Source organism: Streptomyces sp. NPDC005955, assembly GCF_042871255.1.
GTDB lineage: Bacteria > Actinomycetota > Actinomycetes > Streptomycetales > Streptomycetaceae > Streptomyces.
Genome location: NZ_JBIAIF010000001.1, coordinates 487,876 through 506,392, shown reverse-complemented (window position 1 = coordinate 506,392; position 18,517 = coordinate 487,876). Strand labels below are relative to the sequence as shown.

Genomic DNA, 18,517 nt, shown 5'->3' with positions numbered 1-18,517 from the left:
GGCTGGACCATGACTGACAGTACGGCGGCTATCGACCTCGACGTCCGGTTGGAGAAGCACCGGGTGGAGCTGACGGGCTACTGCTACCGCATGCTCGGCTCGTCCTTCGAAGCGGAGGACGCCGTCCAGGACACGATGGTCCGCGCCTGGCGCAGCTTCGACAAGTTCGAGGGCCGCTCCTCGCTGCGCTCCTGGCTGTACCGCATCGCGACCAACGTCTGCCTGGACATGCTGAACGCGGGCAACCGCCGGGCCCGCCCGATGGACCTCACCGAGCCGCAGCACCACGCGACGGCGGTCCTCAAGGAGCGCGCCGAGCCCACCTGGTTGGAGCCCGCCCCCGACGGCCGGGTCCTGCCCGACACCGCCGACCCCGAACAGGCCGTGGTGGCCCGGGAGTCGGTGCGCCTGGCGTTCATGGCCGCGCTCCAGCACCTCCCGCCCAAGCAGCGGGTGGTGCTGATCCTGCGCGAGGTACTGGCCTGGCGCGCCCAGGAGGTCGCCGACCTCCTGGGCACCTCGGTGGCCTCCGTCAACAGTGCGCTCCAGCGGGCCCGCTCGACGCTGGCCGCGGCGAACGTCCGGGAGTCCGACGCGGCCGAGCCCGCCGACGAGGAACAGCAGAAGCTCCTCAAGCGGTACGTCGAGGCGTTCGAGGGCTACGACATGAAGCTGCTCACCGCCCTCCTCCACGACGACGCGGTGCTGTCCATGCCCCCGTACGACCTCTGGCTCCAGGGCCACGACGAGATCACCGGTTGGATGCTGGGCCACGGCGCGGTCTGCCGGGGCTCGATCCTCGTCCCGACCGTCGCCAACGGCACCCCGGCGTTCGCCCAGTACCACGCCACGCAGACCCCGGGCCGCTACGAGCCGTGGGCGCTCCAGGTGGTGGAGATCTCAGACGGTCGGATCGTGGAGATCACCAACTTCCTCGACACGGCCCGGTGGTTCCCGCTGTTCGACCTCCCGCTCCACCTGGAGCGGTAGCCCGACCAGCCGGATCAGTTCCCGCAGCGCGGGGGGCGGATCGCGTACGACGATCCGCCCCCCGGCGCGGCGGGCGGTCAGCTGGAGGCGGGCCAGCAGGTCGACGGCCGCGAGACCGGGGGCGACGAGCGCCCCCGCGTCACAGACGACCCGGCCCGACCCGGTCGCCGCCAGCCGCTGCCGCACGTCCTCGCACAGCAGGATGACTTCTCCCCGCACCACCTCGGCGGGGAGGACCAGAACAGCAGGTGAATTGACGTCCACGCACGGTAGACCCCGCCCCCCGACGGAACTCATCGCCCACCGCCGGCACGGCGCCGATCAGGTCACCGGCCGCTGGGGGACAGGGGTTCGTGGTGGTGCCAGGCCAGGTAGCGGTCCTCCGTCCGCAGCTCGGCCGAGCCCCACTCGACGCGCAGGACGCCCTCGGCCATGGAGCAGGCGTACGCGACGAGCACGAGGCCGACCTCCGCCGGCAGCAGCCGCAGGTCGGGGTGCGCGTCCGGCTCCGCGGGCTCGTCGAGGCCCAGGTCGAACGCCTGTTGCCGGGGTTCCGGTCCGTGCCGGCGGATCAGGTCGGCGCGGAATCCGACGGCCCGGCGCAGCCGCGCGGCCGTCACCGGAACGTCCTTCTTCGCGTAGCGGTACGGGTAGACCACCTGATTGCGGACGATCATCAGGGTGCGCCCCTGGAGGCGTACGGGGACGGTGTCCGGGAGGTCGGCCAGGCCCACGGCCAACTCCTCGTACTGGGCGGCGTACAACCCGTGTCCGTACGCCTCCAGCGTCTGGGTGTGCACGCCCGCCTGGCCGTCACGCGCTCGGGCGTGTGCCCGGGCCAGACTGGCGGGGACCAGGGCGGTCAGCCGCTCCGCCGCGTCGCCGAAGGTCTCCCCGGCCCAAGGTGACACCGATCCCATGGCCTACCGCCCTCCCCCTCGTGGCACCCGGGTGCCGAACAGCGTCCCCCGCAACCGTGCTGCTCAGGGGGAGGGCGCCGCAAGAGGGCAGCCGGCGCGCGACGGGGCGCACGCCGCGCTACGTGCCGCCGAAGCCGGAGGCCAACGGCATCCGCAGCCCCAGCGGCGGCGGCGCGGCCAACGCATCGGCCACCGGCCGGGCGAACCGCACCCCGAACAACGTGCCGAGGACGAAGTTCACGGACAGCGCCCGCACCTCGTCCTGGTACTGGCGCAACCCGTGCCCGTCCGCGTGCACCTCGAACCGGCAGATGTCCCGGTTGGCCTTCTTGGCCCGGGCCGCCAACCGGAACGACAGCTCGGGATCGTTCCGTACGTCCTTCGTGCCGTGCACGATCATCACCCGTCGGCCGGCCAGCTGCTTGACCGGCTCCGGCGGCTCCGCCCCGCCCTCCTCGGGCAGCCAGGGCGCCAGCGCCAGCACGGAGTGCACCGCCGGATGCCCACCGGCCCGGAGCGCGGCCCGCCCGCCCATCCCGACCCCGGCGAGGCACACGGGCACATCCCCGTACCGCCGGACGGCCTCGTCGGCGGCCCACTGGGCGTCCGAGGCCAGCAGGGCCTGCGGCCCGTTCCAGCCGCGCGCCCGGTAGCGCACCACATGCGTGACGAGCCCCTTGCTCCGGCCGCGACGGGCCAGGTGCCGCCCCAGGCCCCGGGCGGAACCCACCGTCAGCCGCGAGGGCCGCCGCTCGGAGGTCTCCTCACCCCCCGGCAGCACCAGCACGACCCCGCTCACCGTCGCGCCCACGGGGCCCCACGCCTTCTCCAACCGCGCCGCCCGCACCTGAGCCGCTCCCAGTCCCATGACAGAACACTCCCAGAAGTAGTGGTGCGTGCCACACGTCCTTGGGATCACCTTTACGTATCGGCGGAACGCCACCTCTCGGTATCTACGCGCGTAGGAGGTACAGTGCGCAAATGACGAGCCAGACCAGTCAGCACCCCGAGCCCCCCAGCGCCGACCAGATCCGCCGGGCTCCCAAGGTCCTTCTGCACGACCACCTGGACGGCGGCCTGCGCCCCGGCACCGTGGTCGACCTCGCCCGCGAGAGCGGGTACGACGCCCTCCCCGAGACCGACGCCGACAAGCTCGGCGTCTGGTTCCGGGAGGCGGCCGACTCCGGTTCGCTGGAACGGTACCTGGAGACCTTCGCGCACACCTGTGCCGTCATGCAGACCAAGGAGGCCCTGTTCCGGGTCGCCGCCGAGTGCGCCGAGGACCTCGCCGAGGACGGCGTCGTCTACGCCGAGGTGCGCTACGCGCCCGAGCAGCACCTGGAGCAGGGCCTCACCCTCGAAGAGGTCGTCGAAGCCGTCAACGACGGCTTCCGCGAGGGCGAGCGCCGGGCCAGGGAGAACGGCCACCGCATCCGGGTGGGCGCCCTGCTGACCGCGATGCGCCACGCGGCCCGCGCACTGGAGATCGCCGAACTCGCCAACCGCTACCGCGACCTCGGCGTCGTCGGGTTCGACATCGCGGGCGCCGAAGCGGGGTTCCCCCCCACCCGGCACCTCGACGCCTTCGAGTACCTGAAGCGCGAGAACAACCACTTCACGATCCACGCCGGTGAGGCGTTCGGTCTGCCCTCCATCTGGCAGGCCCTCCAGTGGTGCGGCGCCGACCGGCTCGGCCACGGCGTGCGGATCATCGACGACATCGAGGTCGCCGAGGACGGTTCGGTCAAGCTCGGCCGGCTCGCCTCCTACGTCCGCGACAAGCGCATCCCGCTGGAGCTGTGCCCGACCTCCAACCTCCAGACGGCGGCCGCGGCCTCCTACGCGGAGCACCCCATCGGACTGCTGCGCCGCCTGCACTTCCGGGCGACCGTGAACACCGACAACCGACTGATGTCGGGCACCAGCATGAGCCGCGAGTTCGAGCACCTGGTCGACACGTTCGGATACTCGCTCGACGACATGCAGTGGTTCACCGTCAATGCGATGAAATCAGCGTTCATTCCTTTCGATGAACGTCTCGCCATGATCAACGACGTGATCAAGCCCGGATACGCCGAGTTGAAGTCCGCGTGGCTCTTCGAGCAGACCGCTTCGACCAGGGGTTCCCTCGTCCACGAGGGCTGAGAAGCACACCGCGCGGGCGGCCGGGTGAACCAACACTCCGGCCGCCCGCGCGTGTTTGCGGCGACCCTGCGCCCTGGCTACGTTTCTTGACCGCTCGTCTCGGAAATGTCGCTCTTTCGCGCCCGCAACAGCGCGTTCAACAGCAAGGACGCAATTCTCCATGAAGCAGTCTGCCGCCAAGACCCTTGGTGTCGCCGCGCTCGGTGCCGCCTTCGCCGCAGTCGGCGCCGGTGCCGCGAACGCCGCGCCCGCGGTACCCGACGCCACCTCCGCCGTGGGCGGTGTCGCCAGGACCCTCCCGCTCGCCGACGCCGCGAAGATCCTCCCCGTCGCGGACGCCGGCAAGCTCGTGCCCGACACCCGTTCCGTGGAGGCCACGAAGACCGCCCTCGGCACCACGGCCACCACCGCCCGGCCGACCATCACCCAGGCCCTGACCGGCGCCCTGCCGACCAAGGGCCTGCCCCTGGTCGGCGGCCTCCTCGGCGGCCTGCCGGTCAACGGGATCCCGCTGGGCTGAGCCCCCACTCACGCACGACGAGGCCCGCCGACCGGTGAGTCGGCGGGCCTTGTCGTGCGCTACGGGACTACCAGGAGGTACGGGCGGCGGCGGCCTTCTCGCTCGGCAGGAAGAACCACAGGGCCAGGTAGAGCAGGAACTGCGGTCCGGGCAGCAGGCACGAGACCACGAAGAACACGCGCATCGTCATCGCGGAGGTGCCGAAGCGCCGAGCCAGCGCCGCGCACACTCCGCCGATCATCCGTCCGTTGGTGGGGCGGGCCAGGGCGGTCATGGGGGGCTCCTTCACGAGGTGTGACGGTCAGGGCCGGCGCGCCGGGTGACTCTCCACCCTGGCGGCCGATGTCCTCCACGCTACGGACGGGAAGCGGGCAAAACATCACTCTGCGGGGCGATACCGACCCTGGTAATCGTCGGGGTCACCCCTGGGGGTCGCTCCGCCCGGCACGTCGACGGGGCGGGGTCGGGCGCCTGACGGGGCCGGCGGACCCGACGGCGACGGAGCCCGGCCCGGACGGCCGGCACCACGGCGAGGTGCGTCAGGGCGACGCCCGTCGTGTTCAACAGGAGCGAGTCGACGTCCACGACCTGGCCCGGAACCCCCGTCTGGAACATCTCGATGCCCAGGGACAGCAGCCCCGCCGCAGTCACCGTCCGCAGCAGCGACCCCCAAAGGGAAACGTTCAACCTGCCACCCACGGCAGGGAGGAGCACACCCAGCGGAGCCAACAGGGCCAGTGCCTCGCCGATCCGTCGCAGTGCTGCTCGCGGGCCCAGCGCGAGGTCCGCCTCGATGCCCGCGAGGGGGCGGAAGTTCGGTGCGCTGACCCAGGGGACGTCGAGGGGGCGCAGCGTGACCCACCCCACGAGGAGGAGGTGGGCCAGCAGGAGGGTCCCCCCTGCCGCGCGGATGTGGAAGCCTTTGCGCTGCACGCAACCAAGGACGACACCTGCCCGCTCGTCGGTTCCGTCGAGCGGGACGCCCACGCCGTGGCCCCCGTCACCCCCTTCGCCGGGTGGCGGGTGCGTCGTGGTCACCCGCGCAGTTCCCCGCGCCCCTATCGGGGCGCGTCCCGGCTCGGGTCCGCTGTCCCGCGCGGGTGCGCGGTCGCTCTCGCGCAGTTCCCCGCGCCCCTTATCGGGGCCCGAACGGGTCACGGCCGTCGGCAATCCCAGCACACCCGCACCAGAGCGCCCGTACCCGCAGGCGACCGCGGCCCAGGTACAGCACACCCGCGCCAGGGCGCCCCGATAGGGGCGCGGGGAACTGCGCGGGCAACCACCACGTACCCGCAGGTCAACGCGGCCAGCGCAGCGCACCGTACCGTGCAGCGCACCCGCAGCAGGGCGCCCCGACAAGGGGCGCGGGGAACTGCGCGGGCAACCACAGCGCACCCGCAGAGCACCGCGGTCCGCAGGCCGCACCCCCTGCACAGCGCACCGTGCAGCGCACGCGCAGAGCACCGCGGCGCAAGCGGAACGCACCCGCCCCCTCCGGACCCCCCGTCAGGGAAGTCGTGTCAGAACCGTACTGGGAGGTTCGTGCACCCCGGGCCGCGCCCGAACCTCAGGCGTGCACTCGTACGCACGCAACGGATCGACCCCGGGCCCACCCAGGATCACCCGCCCGTCCCGCGACGCAGCCGCCGAGTTCGCCAACGTGCACACGAGCTGCGCCAGCGCGAACGGCGACAGGTCCTCCGCCGGCGCACTGAGCCGCAACGCGTCGTCGGGGTCGCCACCGCGCGGCCCGGACACGGTCACCCCGTCCGGAACGGCGGTGGAGTACCCCGCCTGCCGCTCCGCCCGGGACACCTGCTGCCCCAACTCGTCGAGGAGCGCCCGCGCCACCCGCCCGCGGTCCTTCTCGGAGGTCTGCTCCGCCGGCAGCTCCACCCGCCGGTCCACCGGCACGAGTTCCGCCGTGCACACCAGGAACACCCGGACCGGGACGCCGCCCGTGGACTGCTTGCTCGTCGCGGGCTCCGACACCTCGCACGGCTCCCGCGACGGGGCGGGCCCGAAGTCCGTCGGCACCTCCGTGGGCCGGATGCCGCACGCCGAGGCCACCAGCCCCAGCAGGGACATCGCGATCCCCGCGGTCAGCCGTCGTCGCCGCGCCGTCACCGCACACCCCCCTGCCGCTCCCCGGGCACCCCGGGGGTACGCGCCGGGTCCGCCTCGGAGACGTCGCGCGGCAGCCGCAGGGTGAACACCGCACCCCCCTCGTCCGAGTTGGCGGCGGTGATCTCCCCGCCGTGGATGTGGGCGTTCTCCAGTGCGATCGACAGTCCGAGACCACTGCCCTCGGACCGCGGCCGGGACGCGCTCGCCTTGTAGAAGCGGTCGAACACGTGGGGCAGGACGTCGAGGGGGATGCCGGGCCCGTGGTCCCGCACCTCGATCAGCACGTTCCCCTCGCGCACCGCGGGGCCCTCCGACCCGTCGGGGTCGTCCGGGGCGTCGGGGTCGTGCACGTCCACCGCGTGGTGGGCCTCCACCGGGCCCGCGGCCTCCGCCGGCCTCCCCGCACCCGCGGAGCCGCCCACCGGGTCCCCGCCCTCCGTGCGCACCGCGACCCGGACCGGCGAACCCCCGTGCTTGAGGGCGTTGCCGATGAGGTTCGCGAGGATCACGTCGAGGCGCCGCGGGTCGACCCGGGCCATGATCCCGCGCTCGGCGTCCAGGTCCACCGCGTCCAGCCAGGCGCGGGCGTCGATGCAGGCGGTGATCTGGTCCGCGATGTCGACGTCGTCCAGGACGAGCCGGGCGGTGCCCGCGTCGAAGCGGGTGACCTCCATCAGGTTCTCGACCAGGTCGTTCAACCGTCGCGTCTCGCTCACCACCAGGCGCACCGCGGGCTCGATCATCGGGTCCACACTGCCGGTCTCCGCGTCCAGTTCCTCTTCCAGCACCTCGGTGACGGCCGTGATCGCGGTCAGCGGGGTGCGCAGTTCGTGGGACATGTCCGCCACGAACCGGCGGGACGACTCGTCACGGGCGCTCATCTCGGCGACCCGCTTCTCCAGGGCCTGCGCCGCCTGGTTGAACGTCCGCGACAGTTCGGCGAGTTCGTCCGTACCGGACACCCTCAGCCGGGTGTCGAGCTTGCCCTCGCCGAGTCGTTTCGCCGCGGCGCCCAGCCGGTGCACGGGTTTGAGGACCGTCGTCGCCGCGGCCTGGGCGAGCAGCGCCGCCCCGATCAGCGCCAGGCCCGTCGCGATCCCCAGCGACCAGGCCAGCGAATTGAGGTCCTTGGCCTCCGGCTCCAGGGACTTGAGCATGTAGCCCGTGGGCCCGCCGCCGATCAGCCGGGTCCCGGCGACCAGGTAGGGGGTGTCGTCGTCGGCCGTGATCCGCTGCCAGTACAGGTGGTACGGGGACCGGTTGGTGGAGGTCAGCGGCTGCTGCTTGTCCACGGCGGCCCGTAGCGAGCGCGGGACGTCGGCCAGGGTGAACGCGTCCAGGTCGGAGTTGCCGATGACGGTGGAGCCGTTCGCGCCCTCGGCCATCAGCAGCACGCTGAAGCGCTGGCTGCTCGTCGCCATCTGCCCGGCGGTGTCCTGGAGTTGGTTCTGGGTGGGACGGCCCGGCAGGATGCCCGCCCGGCTGCGCATCTCCTGCTGGAAGTCGTTGAGCGCAGCGTCCTGGGCACGGGTGAGCACCGCCTCGCGGTTCAGCCAGTACGCGATGCCGGACGCCGCCACCGCCGCGGTGAGCGCCACCAGACCGAACACCAGGACCAGTCGCAGCCGCAGACTGGTGAACCGCAGCGACGCCGACGCCGCGCGCCGGGCCTTGGCCCAGCCGCGGGCCGCCCGTCGCTCGCCGCGGGAGGGGGCGGCGTCCCGATCGACCGTGCGCTCCCGCTCGCCGGGCTCCTCGGTCACTGAGGCGTGTCCAGCCGGTAGCCCACGCCGCGCACCGTGCGGATCAGCGTCGGGGAGGACGGGACGTCCTCCACCTTCGCCCGCAGCCGCTGCACGCACGCGTCGACGAGCCGCGAGTCCCCGAGGTAGTCGTGCTCCCAGACCAGCCGCAGCAGCTGCTGCCGCGACAGCGCCTGGCCCGGCCGGCGGCTGAGCTCCAGCAGCAGCCGCAGCTCGGTCGGGGTCAGCTGGAGGTCCTCGCCGTTCTTGGTGACGGTCATCGCCGCCCGGTCGATGACCAGGCTGCCGAAGGTCGCCGAGTCCGTGGACTCCCGCTCGCCGCGCCGCAGCACGGCCCGGATGCGGGCGTCCAGCACCCGCCCCTGCACGGGTTTGACCACGTAGTCGTCGGCGCCGGACTCCAGCCCGACGACCACGTCGATGTCGTCGTTGCGCGCGGTCAGCAGGATGATCGGCAACTGGTCGGTGCGGCGGATGCGACGGCACACCTCGAAGCCGTCGATGCCCGGCAGCATCACGTCCAGCACGATCAGGTCGGGCCGCTGTTCACGCAGCAGTTGGAGGCCGTCCTCGCCGGTGGCAGCGGTGGCCACACGGTGCCCCTGGCGCGTCAGCGACAGCTCCAGGGCCGTACGGATGGCGTCGTCGTCCTCGATCAGCAACAGGGAAGGCACGGACGCCATTCTGTCCCATGGCGCCACGGGCTTTCGACGGGTGGGCCCGAGCCGGTCCCCGCCGTGCCGTCCGGACCCCTGTGACAGTGCTGTGACAGTCGGCGGACAACGTCATGAAGTGCCCCCGGCAGGATTCTCGTCATCGCAAGGAACACGGATCGGCACCGACGGGGGGCGCGAGATGAACAAGCTGCACAGCATCAACGCGAGCGCGGTCGTCACGCGTCTTCACGACGGCGGACGGGGGAACGGTTCCAGCGACAAGTCCGGTGCCGTGAGCGGGCGGGGGTGCGCTCGCGGCACCGGGCGTCATCAGCACACCGCGTACATGACGGTGGTCGACGCGCCGCACGGGGGCGGCGCGACCGCGCCGACCGCGGGGGAGCGGCAGGTCAGGCCGGAGGCGAACGCCGAAGCGGCGTTCACCGCCTACGTACAGGAACGCCGGGCCTCCCTGTACGCCACCGCCTACCACCTGACCGGGGACCGCTTCGAGGCGGAGGACCTCCTCCAGAGCGCCCTCTTCTCCACGTACCGGGCCTGGGACAGGATCAGCGACAAGGCCGCCGTCGGCGGCTACCTGCGCCGCACCATGACGAACCTGCACATCAGCGCGTGGCGGCGGCGCAAGCTCAACGAGTACCCGACCGAGGAGCTGCCGGAGACGGCCGGCGACACGGACGCGATGCGCGGCACGGAACTGCGCGCGGTCCTGTGGCAGGCGCTCGCCCGGCTGCCCGAACTCCAGCGGACGATGCTGGTCCTGCGCTACTACGAGGGCCGCACCGACCCGGAGATCGCGGAGATACTCGGCATCAGCGTCGGCACGGTGAAGTCCAGCATCTGGCGCTCGCTGCGCCGGCTGCGCGAGGACGACGTCCTCAGCTTCGGCCGTGACGAGGAGGAGTCCTTCGGGGAACTGGTCGCCTGACCGCGACCGGGGCTGCCGGAACGCGGCACCGGGCCACTGTGGGGGTGGCCCCGGCGCCGGGCGTCCGGGAGCGACGGGGGACGAGGGAGTGCCGCACGGCGGGGGATGCCGGTGGTACGGGTCCGTCGGGGGACGGACCTCCCGTGCTGGGGGGCACGGGGTGAACGGGGGGTACACGGGGGAGAGACCCACCGGGGGGTGGGACACGGGGGAACGGCCCCAACGGGAGAGCGGCAACCACCGGGGGGTGGCACCGCGGGGCCGTGAGAGCAGGACCGAAGGCCGGGGGGTCTTTTCGGTCCTGCTCTTCCGTGTGTCCGGCGGAGGTCAGCCGGTCCGTACGGAAGTGTCCGCGCCGAGCGCCCCGGCCACCCGGGCCGCGGCCTCCGAGGGCCCGCAGGCATGCGCCCCCAGGCGCACCTGGCGCCCCACGATCCCGCGTTCGGACCGCATCAGCCGCCACCCCCGCCGCAACAGGAACCCGACGGGCTTGCGGGACTCCCGCAGGTCCCGCACCAGCCGGCGTCGGAACGTGGTCGCGGGGCGCCCCCGCAGACAGATGGCGTCCGCGAGGAGCCCCCGTTCCCGACAGCGTCCGACGATCTCCGCCGCGAAGATCCCCTCGGCGATGACCAGCGGCGCCCCGGCCAGGTCCACCTCCTTGACCCCGGTACGGGAACTCGTGGAGATGTCGTACACCGGCACCCCGGTCCGTCCCGTGGTGCACAGTTCGGTCAGCGCGGCCAGCGCCGTGTCGGCGTCCCAGGAGCGGGGCGAGTCCCAGTCCACGTCGGAGGTGTCCGGGACGAGCGGCAGGGTGGGGTCGTCGATCTCCTTGTAGAAGTCGTCGAGGCACAGCACGGGCAGCCCGCAGCGCTCGGCGAACGACGACTTTCCGGAACCGGAGGGCCCGGTGAGCAGCACCACACGGGCCGGTGACGGGGGTATGTCGGGAAGAGAACTCACGAGAGTCCAGTGTGCGGCATCCGGTGGCGCCGGCCGACCCCCGCGGGTCGACTTTGCGGCCCGCCCGCCCACTCAACTACGCTTCGTGAGTCCTTGATTACGCATCTCGCACCCCAGGCGGCACTCATGGCGCGTCACCAGGTCCATCCGTCCCGTCAGACCCCCACCACCCCGCGGGCGCTGCTGCGCGCGGGCCTTCTGCTCGGCGCGGTCGCCCTGGCGGGCGGCGCGGGTGCGACGAGCGTCGCCGCGGCCCCCGGCGCCGTGCCCACTCCGGTCGGTGAGCTCGACGCACGGGCCGCCGCCGGGGCGCTCACCGACACCGTGGGCTACGTCACGGGGCCGCTCACCGCGCTCCAGGTCAACCCGCTCGCGAAGACCGGGGTCGATCCGTTGGCCAACGGGGTCGGCACCCAGGTCGCGGACTTCAAGCCGCTGTCCACGACGGCGCTCACGGCTCCGTTGTCCCGGGGCGACTCGCTGAGTGACCTGCCGGTCGTCGGTCAGGTCACCGGGCTGCTCACACGCTGACCGCGACCCTGCGGGTGCGCTGTCCCGTGCGGGTGCGTGGTGGTTCTGCGCAGTTCCCCGCGCCCCTATCGGGGCCCGTGTGGGTTACGGCCCGTGGCAGGCGGAGTGCACCTGCACCAGGGTGCCCCGACAGGGGCGCGGGGAACTGCGCGAGCAACCACAGCGCACCCGCGGGCGACCGCGGCCAACCGGAGCGCACCGCGCAGTGCAGCGCACCTGCACCAGGGCGCCCCGGTAGGGGCGCGGGGAACTGCGCGAGCAACCACCGCGCAGCCGCACGGGCCCTGCGCGGTGGGGCGGGTCAGTAGGAGGAGCCGGACGCGCCGAGGGAACCGGTCGGGTGCCACACGGTCTTGGTCTCCAGGAACGCGGTCAGCCGGCGGGTGCCGGGGTCGGCGGACCAGTCCTCGCCGCGGGGCCGCAGCACCCGCTTGAGGTTGTCGGCCGCCGCGACCTCCAACTCCGTCGCGAGCCCGCCGTCCGCACCCGTCAGGTCGATCGCGTTGACGTCGGCGTGGGCGGCGAGCGGGGCGGCGATCTCCCGCGTCCCGCCGGACAGCACGTTGACCGTGCCGCCGGGCACGTCGGAGGTGGCCAGCACCTCACCCAGGGACAGCGCGGGCAGCGGGGCCCGCTCGCTGGCGACCACCACCGCGGTGTTGCCGGTCGCGATGACCGGGGCGAGCACCGACACCAGTCCCAGGAACGACGAGTCCTGCGGTGCCAGCACGGCCACCACGCCCGTCGGTTCGGGCGAGGACAGGTTGAAGAACGGGCCCGCGACCGGGTTGCCGCCCCCCGCCACCTGGGCGATCTTGTCGGTCCAGCCCGCGTACCAGACCCAGCGGTCCACCGCGGCGTCCACCCGGGCGCCGGCCTTCGACTTGGACAGGCCCTCCGCCTCGGCGACCTCCCGGACGAACTGCTCCCGGCGGCCCTCCAGCATCTCGGCGACCCGGTAGAGGATCTGGCCCCGGTTGTACGCGGTCGCCCCCGACCACGGTCCGAACGCCTTGCGGGCGGCGACCACCGCGTCCCGGGCGTCCTTGCGTGACGCGCGCGGCGCGTTCGCGAGCCAGGCGCCCTTCGAGTCGGTCACCTCGTACACCCGTCCGCTCTCGCTGCGGGGGAACTTGCCGCCCACGAACAGCTTGTAGGTTTTGAAGACGCCCAGCCGGCCGTTGTCAGACATCGAGGTACGCCTCCAGACCATGACGGCCGCCCTCGCGGCCGTGGCCCGACTCCTTGTAACCGCCGAACGGCGACGTGGGGTCGAACTTGTTGAACGTGTTGGACCAGACGACCCCGGCCCGCAGCCGGTTCGCCACGGCGAGGATGCGCGAGCCCTTCTCGGACCAGATGCCGGCCGAGAGCCCGTACGGGGTGTTGTTGGCCTTGGCGACGGCCTCGTCCGGGGTGCGGAAGGTCAGCACCGACAGGACCGGGCCGAAGATCTCGTCCCGGGCGACGGTGTGGGCCTGGGTCACGCCCGTGAAGACGGTCGGCGCGAACCAGTAGCCGGCGGACGGCAGCTCGCAGGGCGCGGTCCAGCGCTCGGCGCCCTCCGCCTCCCCGCGCTCGGTCAGGGCGCTGATCCGGGCGAGCTGCTCGGCGGAGTTGATCGCGCCGATGTCGGTGTTCTTGTCCAGCGGGTCGCCCAGGCGCAGCGTGGTCAGCCGGCGCTTCAGCGCGTCGACCACCTCGTCGTGCACCGACTCCTGCACCAGCAGCCGGGAGCCCGCGCAGCAGACCTGGCCCTGGTTGAAGAAGATGCCGCTCACGATGCCCTCGACGGCTTGGTCGATCGGGGCGTCGTCGAAGACGATGTTGGCGCCCTTGCCGCCCAGCTCCAGGGTGAGCTTCTTGGTGGTGCCGGCGACCGTGCGGGCGATCTCCTTGCCGACGCCCGTGGAGCCGGTGAACGCGACCTTGTTCACGTCCGGGTGCGCGACCAGTGCGGCGCCCGCGTCCCCGTAGCCGGGGAGGATGTTGACGACGCCCTTGGGCAGGCCCGCCTGGCGGCAGATGTCCGCGAAGAACAGCGCCGACAGCGGGGTGGTCTCGGCGGGCTTCAGGACGACCGTGTTGCCGGTGGCGAGCGCCGGGGCGATCTTCCACGCCAGCATCAGCAGCGGGAAGTTCCACGGGATGACCTGGCCGGCGACGCCCAGCGGCTGCGGGTCGGGGCCGTAGCCCGCGTGGCCCAGCTTGTCGGCCCAGCCGGCGTAGTAGAAGAAGTGCGCGGCGACCAGCGGCAAGTCGGCGTCGCGGGTCTCGCGGATCGGCTTGCCGTTGTCGAGGGTCTCCAGCACCGCCAGCTCACGGCTGCGCTCCTGGATGATCCGGGCGATCCGGAACAGGTACTTCGCCCGTTCGGCGCCCGGCAGCGCCGACCATTTCCCGAACGCCTTGCGGGCCGCCTGCACGGCGCGTTCCACATCGGCCTCACCGGCGCGCGCGACTTCGGAGAGCACTTCCTCCGTGGACGGCGACACGCTCTTGAACACCCGGCCGTCCGCCGCGTCGACGAACTCGCCGTCGATGAACAGGCCGTACGAGGGCGCGAGGTCGACGACGGCGCGCGACTCGGGCGCGGGCGCGTACGCGAACATGCTTGTCATCGTGATCAGTCCACCGTCACGTAGTCGGGGCCGGAGTAGCGGCCGGTCGCCAGCTTCTGGCGCTGCATCAGCAGGTCGTTCAGCAGGGACGAGGCGCCGAACCGGAACCAGTCGTTGTCCAGCCAGTCCCCGCCCACCGTCTCGTTCACCAGGACCAGGAACTTGACCGCGTCCTTCGTGGTGCGGATGCCCCCGGCGGGCTTCACCCCGACCTGGACGCCGGTGCGGTCCCGGAAGTCACGGACCGCCTCCAGCATCAGCAGGGTGTTCGGCGGGGTGGCGTTCACGGCGACCTTGCCGGTCGAGGTCTTGATGAAGTCGGCGCCGGCGAGCATCCCGAGCCAGGAGGCGCGGCGGATGTTGTCGTACGTCGACAGTTCGCCCGTCTCGAAGATGACCTTGAGCCGGGCGGCTCCGCTGGCCTCCTTCACGGCGCGGATCTCCTCGTACACCTTCAGGTAGCGCCCGGCGAGGAAAGCGCCCCGGTCGATGACCATGTCGATCTCGTCGGCGCCCGCCGCGACGGCGTCGCGCACGTCGGCGAGCTTCACGTCGAGCGCGGCCCGGCCCGCCGGGAAGGCGGTGGCCACCGAGGCGACCCTGACCCCGGTCCCCGCGACGGCGGCCTTCGCGGTCTCCACCATGTCCGGGTACACGCAGACCGCGGCGACCTTCGGGGTCGCGGGGTCCGTCGGGTCCGGGTGCGCCGCCTTCGCGCCGAGGGCCCGGACCTTGCCCGGGGTGTCGGCGCCCTCCAGGGTCGTCAGGTCGATCATCGAGATCGCCAGGTCGATGGCGTACGCCTTCGCCGTCGTCTTGATCGAACGGGTGCCGAGGGCGGCGGCGCGGGCTTCGAGGCCCACGGCGTCCACGCCGGGCAGGCCGTGGAGGAAGCCGCGCAGGGCCGTGTCCGATGCGGTGACGTGCGCGAGGGGGTGGTCGTCCGGGGTGCGGGCGGCAGGACCGGCCGGGCTGAGGGGACCGGTGGCCGTCGGCGCTGGCGGCGGAATCGTGGGCATGGTCACGAGCTGAGCATATCTACGCGCGTAGTAGCTGTACAGGTCGGGAGGTAAAGGTCGTGGGGACGGGATCGGTCCGGTGCGGGACGAACCCGGATCGGGGCGGGGGCGTGCCCGATCCGGGCCGTCGGCTCAGGGGCGGTACACCCGCAGGTGGGCCACCTCGTACGACATCGCGGAGGTTCCGGGGTCCGGCGCCGGGTGGTAGCGGCCCGCACAGACGGACAGGTTCACGATGAGGTGGGCGTACCACCGCCACCCCACCCCGCGCCGGTCGGTGTACGCGCGCTCCCCGTTCACCCACCACACCACCGACCAGCTCCCGAACTCCACCACCAGGTCGACCCACCGGCCGGGCCCGATCGCGGGGTCGCGGTGGTAGCGGTAGCCGCCGCGCACCCGGTTGGAGAGCTCCAGCAGGTCCGGGTGGTCGGGGTGGTACTCGAAGACGTCGATCTCCTGGCCCCCGTCGCGCCAGGTCCAGATCGCGGGCCAGGCGCCCGTCTCGACCGGGAGGCGCACCCGGGCCTCCAGCACGTCCCCGGCCCGGACGGTGAAGCCCTCCTCGCTGCCCTCGGTGGTCAGGAGCCCCGCGTTCCACAGGCCCTCCAGCCGGCGGGTCGCCCGGAAGGTGCCGGTGCGGCTGTACGAGGGGTCGGCGACCAGGTAGTCGAGCTTGTCGTCGCCCGGGTTGGTGGGGCCGCCGTCGGGATACGCCCAGGAGCGGCCCGCCACCCACTGGGCGGTGGAGGTGAAGTCGGCGGTGAACACGGGGGTGCCGGATGTGGGGGGCTGGCGGCGGGCGCGGTCGGCCCGTGGCCGTGCGGAGGGGTCCGCGCTCGGTCGCCAGCGCGCGCGGAGCCGGGTGAGAACGTTGGTGCGCACGTCACTCCTCTCCGGAACGGGTGCTTCCGGGAGGTTCTGCCCGATGCCGGGGCGCTCATGCGCGCGAGCTCGCATTCCGCACCGGATTCATCACTTAAGGTGATGATCGGCATGGTGGGGCGTCGCTCGTGCCCCGTGGCTCAGGCGACCGCCAGCAGCACGGCCAGCAGCACCGCGCCCGCCGCCGACGGGGCCAGCACCTCGTACGCCCAGCGCACCACGGGCCGCCCCTGCGCCGACTCGGCGCCACTGCGCCGCTCCGCCAGCTCCCGCAGGTCCTCGACGATCTGGTCGGACGGGGACCGGACGGGTGACGCGCTCAACGAGGTGCGCCCCGACGGGTCGTCCATCGCCGCCCTGCTCTGCTGCCGGGCCGCCTTCTTCCGGGCCCGCAGGGACACCGGAACCGCCCACAGCTGGTACTTCACGCCCGCGTCGTCGAACACCTCGTTGGAGTAGCCGGCCCGGACGTTGCCCACGCAGCTCCACGGCAGGGTGATCGTCCGGAACGGATTGCGGATGCGGAGCCGGTCGTCGTTGACGAAGACCGCCGGCCGGATCGTGTACGCCACCACCAGCGGGACGAGGAACAACAGCGCCGCCAGTGCCGTCCAGGGGGCGCTGCCCTCCCCGTGGGTCACCGCGTCCACGCCCAGCCAGACGGCCAGCGCCAGCAGCAGCACGCCGCCCGCGATACCGGCGGAGGACCGGAAGACCCGGTCCTTGACCGGGGGCTCCGCCGGCGTCCCCGGTGAGGACGGCGCGGGCGTGGGGCGATCGGAACTCGTCATACCAACGATTCTGCCCCACCCGGCCGCCCCCGGGCCCGGGGGCCGGGCGGGCCCGGCCCCGAGCACGGTTCACCAGCCCTGGCCCACGAACGGTTCCACCCGGGACTCCAGCCACAGCAGACAGCCCCAGGACACCAGGGAGAGGGCGAGCAGGGCCGCCGTGAGCGAGGTGGCGAGGGTCGCCGCACCGGGCAGGCGCGCGGCCCGGTGCCGGAGCGCGGTGCCCACGAGCGACCAGGCGGCCAGCGTCAGCGCCGGCACGCCGAACAACATCAGCGGCAGCTCCCCGTACACCAGACTCAGGTCCCGCTCGCCTTCGAAGGCCCCGCTCACCCCCGGAGCCGCGCCGTGCAGCCAGACCGCGAACCCGACCGCCCCCGCCACGACGGCGATCACGCACCCCGCGACGGAACTCGACCGGCTGTAGGGGTGCGGATCGCCCCCGCCCCGGCCGTCCGCTTCGACCGTGCCGTCCGCCTCGTCTGCTTCCGCAGCCCCTTCCCCCTCGGGCCGGAACCCGAAGGGGAAGTGTTCTTTCTGCTCGTTCTGCCCGTGCTCCCGCATGTTCCCGATGACGCCTGAGCCGGTCCGTGAGTTCCTGAAACGCCCGTCCACACGAACCTTCCGGTGAGTTCCCCACTGCGAAGTGCGTTCTTGATCCCCCGACCGGCCGCCGCCAGGGTGGAGGCAACGGCGACCGACGAGGGAGAGGGCCGGGGGATGAGGGCGGGGACTGCGTCCGTGCGGGGAGACGTCAGCGTGCTGGGGCTGGGGGACATGGGAGCGGCGCTGGCCGGGGCGTTCCTCGGCGCCGGGCGGCGGACCGTGGTGTGGAACCGGACGGCGGCCCGGGCGGACCCACTCGTCGAACGGGGCGCCCTGCGGGCGGCGGACGTCCGGGCGGCGCTGCGGGCCGGCGGGCTGGTGGTGGTCTGCCTGCTCGACTACGCCAGCGTGCGCGAGGTGCTGGAACCCGTGGCCGACGAACTGCGCGGCCGGACGCTCGTCAACCTCACCAACGGCTCGCCCGCCGAGGCCGCCGCGTTCGCCGAGTGGATCGCGGCGACGGGGGCCGCCTACCTGGACGGCGGGATCATGGCCGTACCGCAGACCGTCGCCACGCCCGGGGCGTTCGTGCTCTACAGCGGCCCCGCGGAGGCGTTCGCCGACTGGCGGGTGGACCTGGAGGTCCTCGGCGCCGCCCATCACCTCGGCGCCGACATCGGACTCGCCCCGCTCTACGACCTGGCGCTGCTCAGCGGCATGCAGCTGATGTTCGAGGGCTTCCACCTGTCCGTCGCCATGGCGACCTCCCGCCCCGGGGGCAGTGCGGCCGCCTTCACCGACCTCCTGGTGCCCTGGCTGACCGGCATGACCGCCCTGATGCCCGCCTTCGCGCAGGAGATCGACGCGGAGGCCGCGCACGGCACCCCGCCCGCGCTCACCCAGGGCATCGACGTCCAGGTGGCCGGGGTGGGCAACATGATCGCGGCGGCCCGGGACGCCGGGGTCGACGCCACCGCCCTGGAACAGTCCCTCACCGCCCTGCGGGCGCTGTCCGCCGCCGGACACCGGCAGTGGAGCGCCCCGCTGTCCGTGCGCGGGCTGCGGACCGGGACGGCCGGGCCCTGAGC

Annotated in this window: 21 protein-coding genes; 6 read left to right on the top strand and 15 right to left on the bottom strand. The window is 72.9% G+C overall.

The features are described 5' to 3' along the window. Window positions 1-9 precede the first annotated feature (9 nt). Window positions 10-990 (top strand): RNA polymerase subunit sigma-70, encoded by a 981-nt coding sequence (locus ACFYOU_RS02155; protein ID WP_391302819.1) that lies wholly within the window; start codon window positions 10-12, stop codon window positions 988-990. On the opposite strand, the gene ACFYOU_RS02150 is transcribed toward ACFYOU_RS02155, so the two are convergent. The 3 genes from ACFYOU_RS02150 to ACFYOU_RS02140 form a co-directional block, all read right to left on the bottom strand. Further along, window positions 901-1,254 (bottom strand): STAS domain-containing protein, encoded by a 354-nt coding sequence (locus tag ACFYOU_RS02150; RefSeq protein WP_391302817.1) that lies wholly within the window; start codon window positions 1,252-1,254, stop codon window positions 901-903. The two genes, ACFYOU_RS02155 and ACFYOU_RS02150, sit on opposite strands and share 90 nt — an antisense overlap. Before the next feature lie 62 nt (window positions 1,255-1,316). Then, window positions 1,317-1,910, bottom strand: coding sequence for a hypothetical protein (locus ACFYOU_RS02145; RefSeq protein ID WP_391302815.1), 594 nt, complete (start codon window positions 1,908-1,910; stop codon window positions 1,317-1,319). 118 nt (window positions 1,911-2,028) lie between these two features. Continuing rightward, window positions 2,029-2,778 (bottom strand): alpha/beta hydrolase, encoded by a 750-nt coding sequence (locus tag ACFYOU_RS02140; protein ID WP_391302813.1) that lies wholly within the window; start codon window positions 2,776-2,778, stop codon window positions 2,029-2,031. Window positions 2,779-2,891: 113 nt separating this feature from the next. Here ACFYOU_RS02140 and ACFYOU_RS02135 point away from each other — a divergent pair, with 113 nt between their 5' ends. Next, window positions 2,892-4,055 (top strand): adenosine deaminase, encoded by a 1,164-nt coding sequence (locus ACFYOU_RS02135; RefSeq protein ID WP_389761800.1) that lies wholly within the window; start codon window positions 2,892-2,894, stop codon window positions 4,053-4,055. 160 nt (window positions 4,056-4,215) lie between these two features. Continuing rightward, complete coding sequence (locus ACFYOU_RS02130; protein ID WP_387011177.1) at window positions 4,216-4,575, top strand: ATP-binding protein; 360 nt, start codon at window positions 4,216-4,218, stop codon at window positions 4,573-4,575. Between the two features lie 67 nt (window positions 4,576-4,642). On the opposite strand, the gene ACFYOU_RS02125 is transcribed toward ACFYOU_RS02130, so the two are convergent. The 5 genes from ACFYOU_RS02125 to afsQ1 all read right to left on the bottom strand — a co-directional run bounded on the left by ACFYOU_RS02125 (window position 4,643) and on the right by afsQ1 (window position 9,139). Further along, the gene (locus tag ACFYOU_RS02125; protein ID WP_387001327.1) at window positions 4,643-4,849 is read right to left on the bottom strand and encodes a PspC domain-containing protein; all 207 of its coding nucleotides are present in this window, start codon (window positions 4,847-4,849) and stop codon (window positions 4,643-4,645) included. Window positions 4,850-4,929: 80 nt separating this feature from the next. Then, window positions 4,930-5,508 (bottom strand): VanZ family protein, encoded by a 579-nt coding sequence (locus ACFYOU_RS02120; RefSeq protein WP_389762180.1) that lies wholly within the window; start codon window positions 5,506-5,508, stop codon window positions 4,930-4,932. Window positions 5,509-6,081: 573 nt separating this feature from the next. Then, on the bottom strand, window positions 6,082-6,702 hold the full coding sequence (locus ACFYOU_RS02115; protein ID WP_391302810.1) for a hypothetical protein: 621 nt from the start codon (window positions 6,700-6,702) through the stop codon (window positions 6,082-6,084). Continuing rightward, window positions 6,699-8,465, bottom strand: a complete 1,767-nt coding sequence (locus tag ACFYOU_RS02110) for an ATP-binding protein (protein ID WP_391302808.1) — start codon at window positions 8,463-8,465, stop codon at window positions 6,699-6,701. Before ACFYOU_RS02110 ends, ACFYOU_RS02115 begins: the two co-directional genes overlap by 4 nt. Continuing rightward, entirely contained in the window at window positions 8,462-9,139 is a 678-nt protein-coding gene (afsQ1, locus tag ACFYOU_RS02105; RefSeq protein ID WP_385486319.1) for a two-component system response regulator AfsQ1, read from the bottom strand. Before afsQ1 ends, ACFYOU_RS02110 begins: the two co-directional genes overlap by 4 nt. Before the next feature lie 181 nt (window positions 9,140-9,320). Between afsQ1 and ACFYOU_RS02100 the strand changes: the two genes are divergently transcribed. Continuing rightward, window positions 9,321-10,070: a SigE family RNA polymerase sigma factor gene (locus ACFYOU_RS02100; protein ID WP_389761793.1), complete on the top strand. Its 750-nt coding sequence runs from the start codon at window positions 9,321-9,323 to the stop codon at window positions 10,068-10,070. A 327-nt stretch (window positions 10,071-10,397) separates the two neighbouring features. Here ACFYOU_RS02100 and ACFYOU_RS02095 read toward each other — a convergent pair whose 3' ends face one another. Further along, complete coding sequence (locus ACFYOU_RS02095; protein ID WP_391302805.1) at window positions 10,398-11,036, bottom strand: uridine kinase; 639 nt, start codon at window positions 11,034-11,036, stop codon at window positions 10,398-10,400. A 126-nt stretch (window positions 11,037-11,162) separates the two neighbouring features. On the opposite strand from ACFYOU_RS02095, the gene ACFYOU_RS02090 reads away from it, so the two are divergent. Then, entirely contained in the window at window positions 11,163-11,567 is a 405-nt protein-coding gene (locus tag ACFYOU_RS02090) for a hypothetical protein (RefSeq protein WP_391302803.1), read from the top strand. 301 nt (window positions 11,568-11,868) lie between these two features. Here the strand turns inward: ACFYOU_RS02090 and ACFYOU_RS02085 are convergent, their stop codons facing one another. From ACFYOU_RS02085 to ACFYOU_RS02060, 6 genes are all read right to left on the bottom strand, one after another. Beyond that, on the bottom strand, window positions 11,869-12,759 hold the full coding sequence (locus tag ACFYOU_RS02085) for an aldehyde dehydrogenase family protein (protein ID WP_391302801.1): 891 nt from the start codon (window positions 12,757-12,759) through the stop codon (window positions 11,869-11,871). Further along, window positions 12,752-14,188, bottom strand: a complete 1,437-nt coding sequence (locus tag ACFYOU_RS02080) for an aldehyde dehydrogenase family protein (RefSeq protein WP_391302799.1) — start codon at window positions 14,186-14,188, stop codon at window positions 12,752-12,754. Before ACFYOU_RS02080 ends, ACFYOU_RS02085 begins: the two co-directional genes overlap by 8 nt. 5 nt (window positions 14,189-14,193) lie before the next feature. Further along, window positions 14,194-15,207, bottom strand: a complete 1,014-nt coding sequence (gene deoC, locus ACFYOU_RS02075; RefSeq protein ID WP_391303763.1) for a deoxyribose-phosphate aldolase — start codon at window positions 15,205-15,207, stop codon at window positions 14,194-14,196. Window positions 15,208-15,339: 132 nt separating this feature from the next. Next, complete coding sequence (locus ACFYOU_RS02070; protein WP_391303762.1) at window positions 15,340-15,978, bottom strand: beta-glucanase; 639 nt, start codon at window positions 15,976-15,978, stop codon at window positions 15,340-15,342. 254 nt (window positions 15,979-16,232) lie between these two features. Then, a complete protein-coding gene (locus tag ACFYOU_RS02065) occupies window positions 16,233-16,883 on the bottom strand; it encodes a PH domain-containing protein (protein WP_389761784.1) in 651 nt (216 codons plus the stop codon). A gap of 69 nt (window positions 16,884-16,952) precedes the next feature. After that, window positions 16,953-17,447: a hypothetical protein gene (locus ACFYOU_RS02060; protein ID WP_391302796.1), complete on the bottom strand. Its 495-nt coding sequence runs from the start codon at window positions 17,445-17,447 to the stop codon at window positions 16,953-16,955. A gap of 177 nt (window positions 17,448-17,624) precedes the next feature. Between ACFYOU_RS02060 and ACFYOU_RS02055 the strand changes: the two genes are divergently transcribed. After that, window positions 17,625-18,515, top strand: coding sequence for an NAD(P)-binding domain-containing protein (locus tag ACFYOU_RS02055; RefSeq protein WP_391302794.1), 891 nt, complete (start codon window positions 17,625-17,627; stop codon window positions 18,513-18,515). Window positions 18,516-18,517 lie beyond the last annotated feature (2 nt).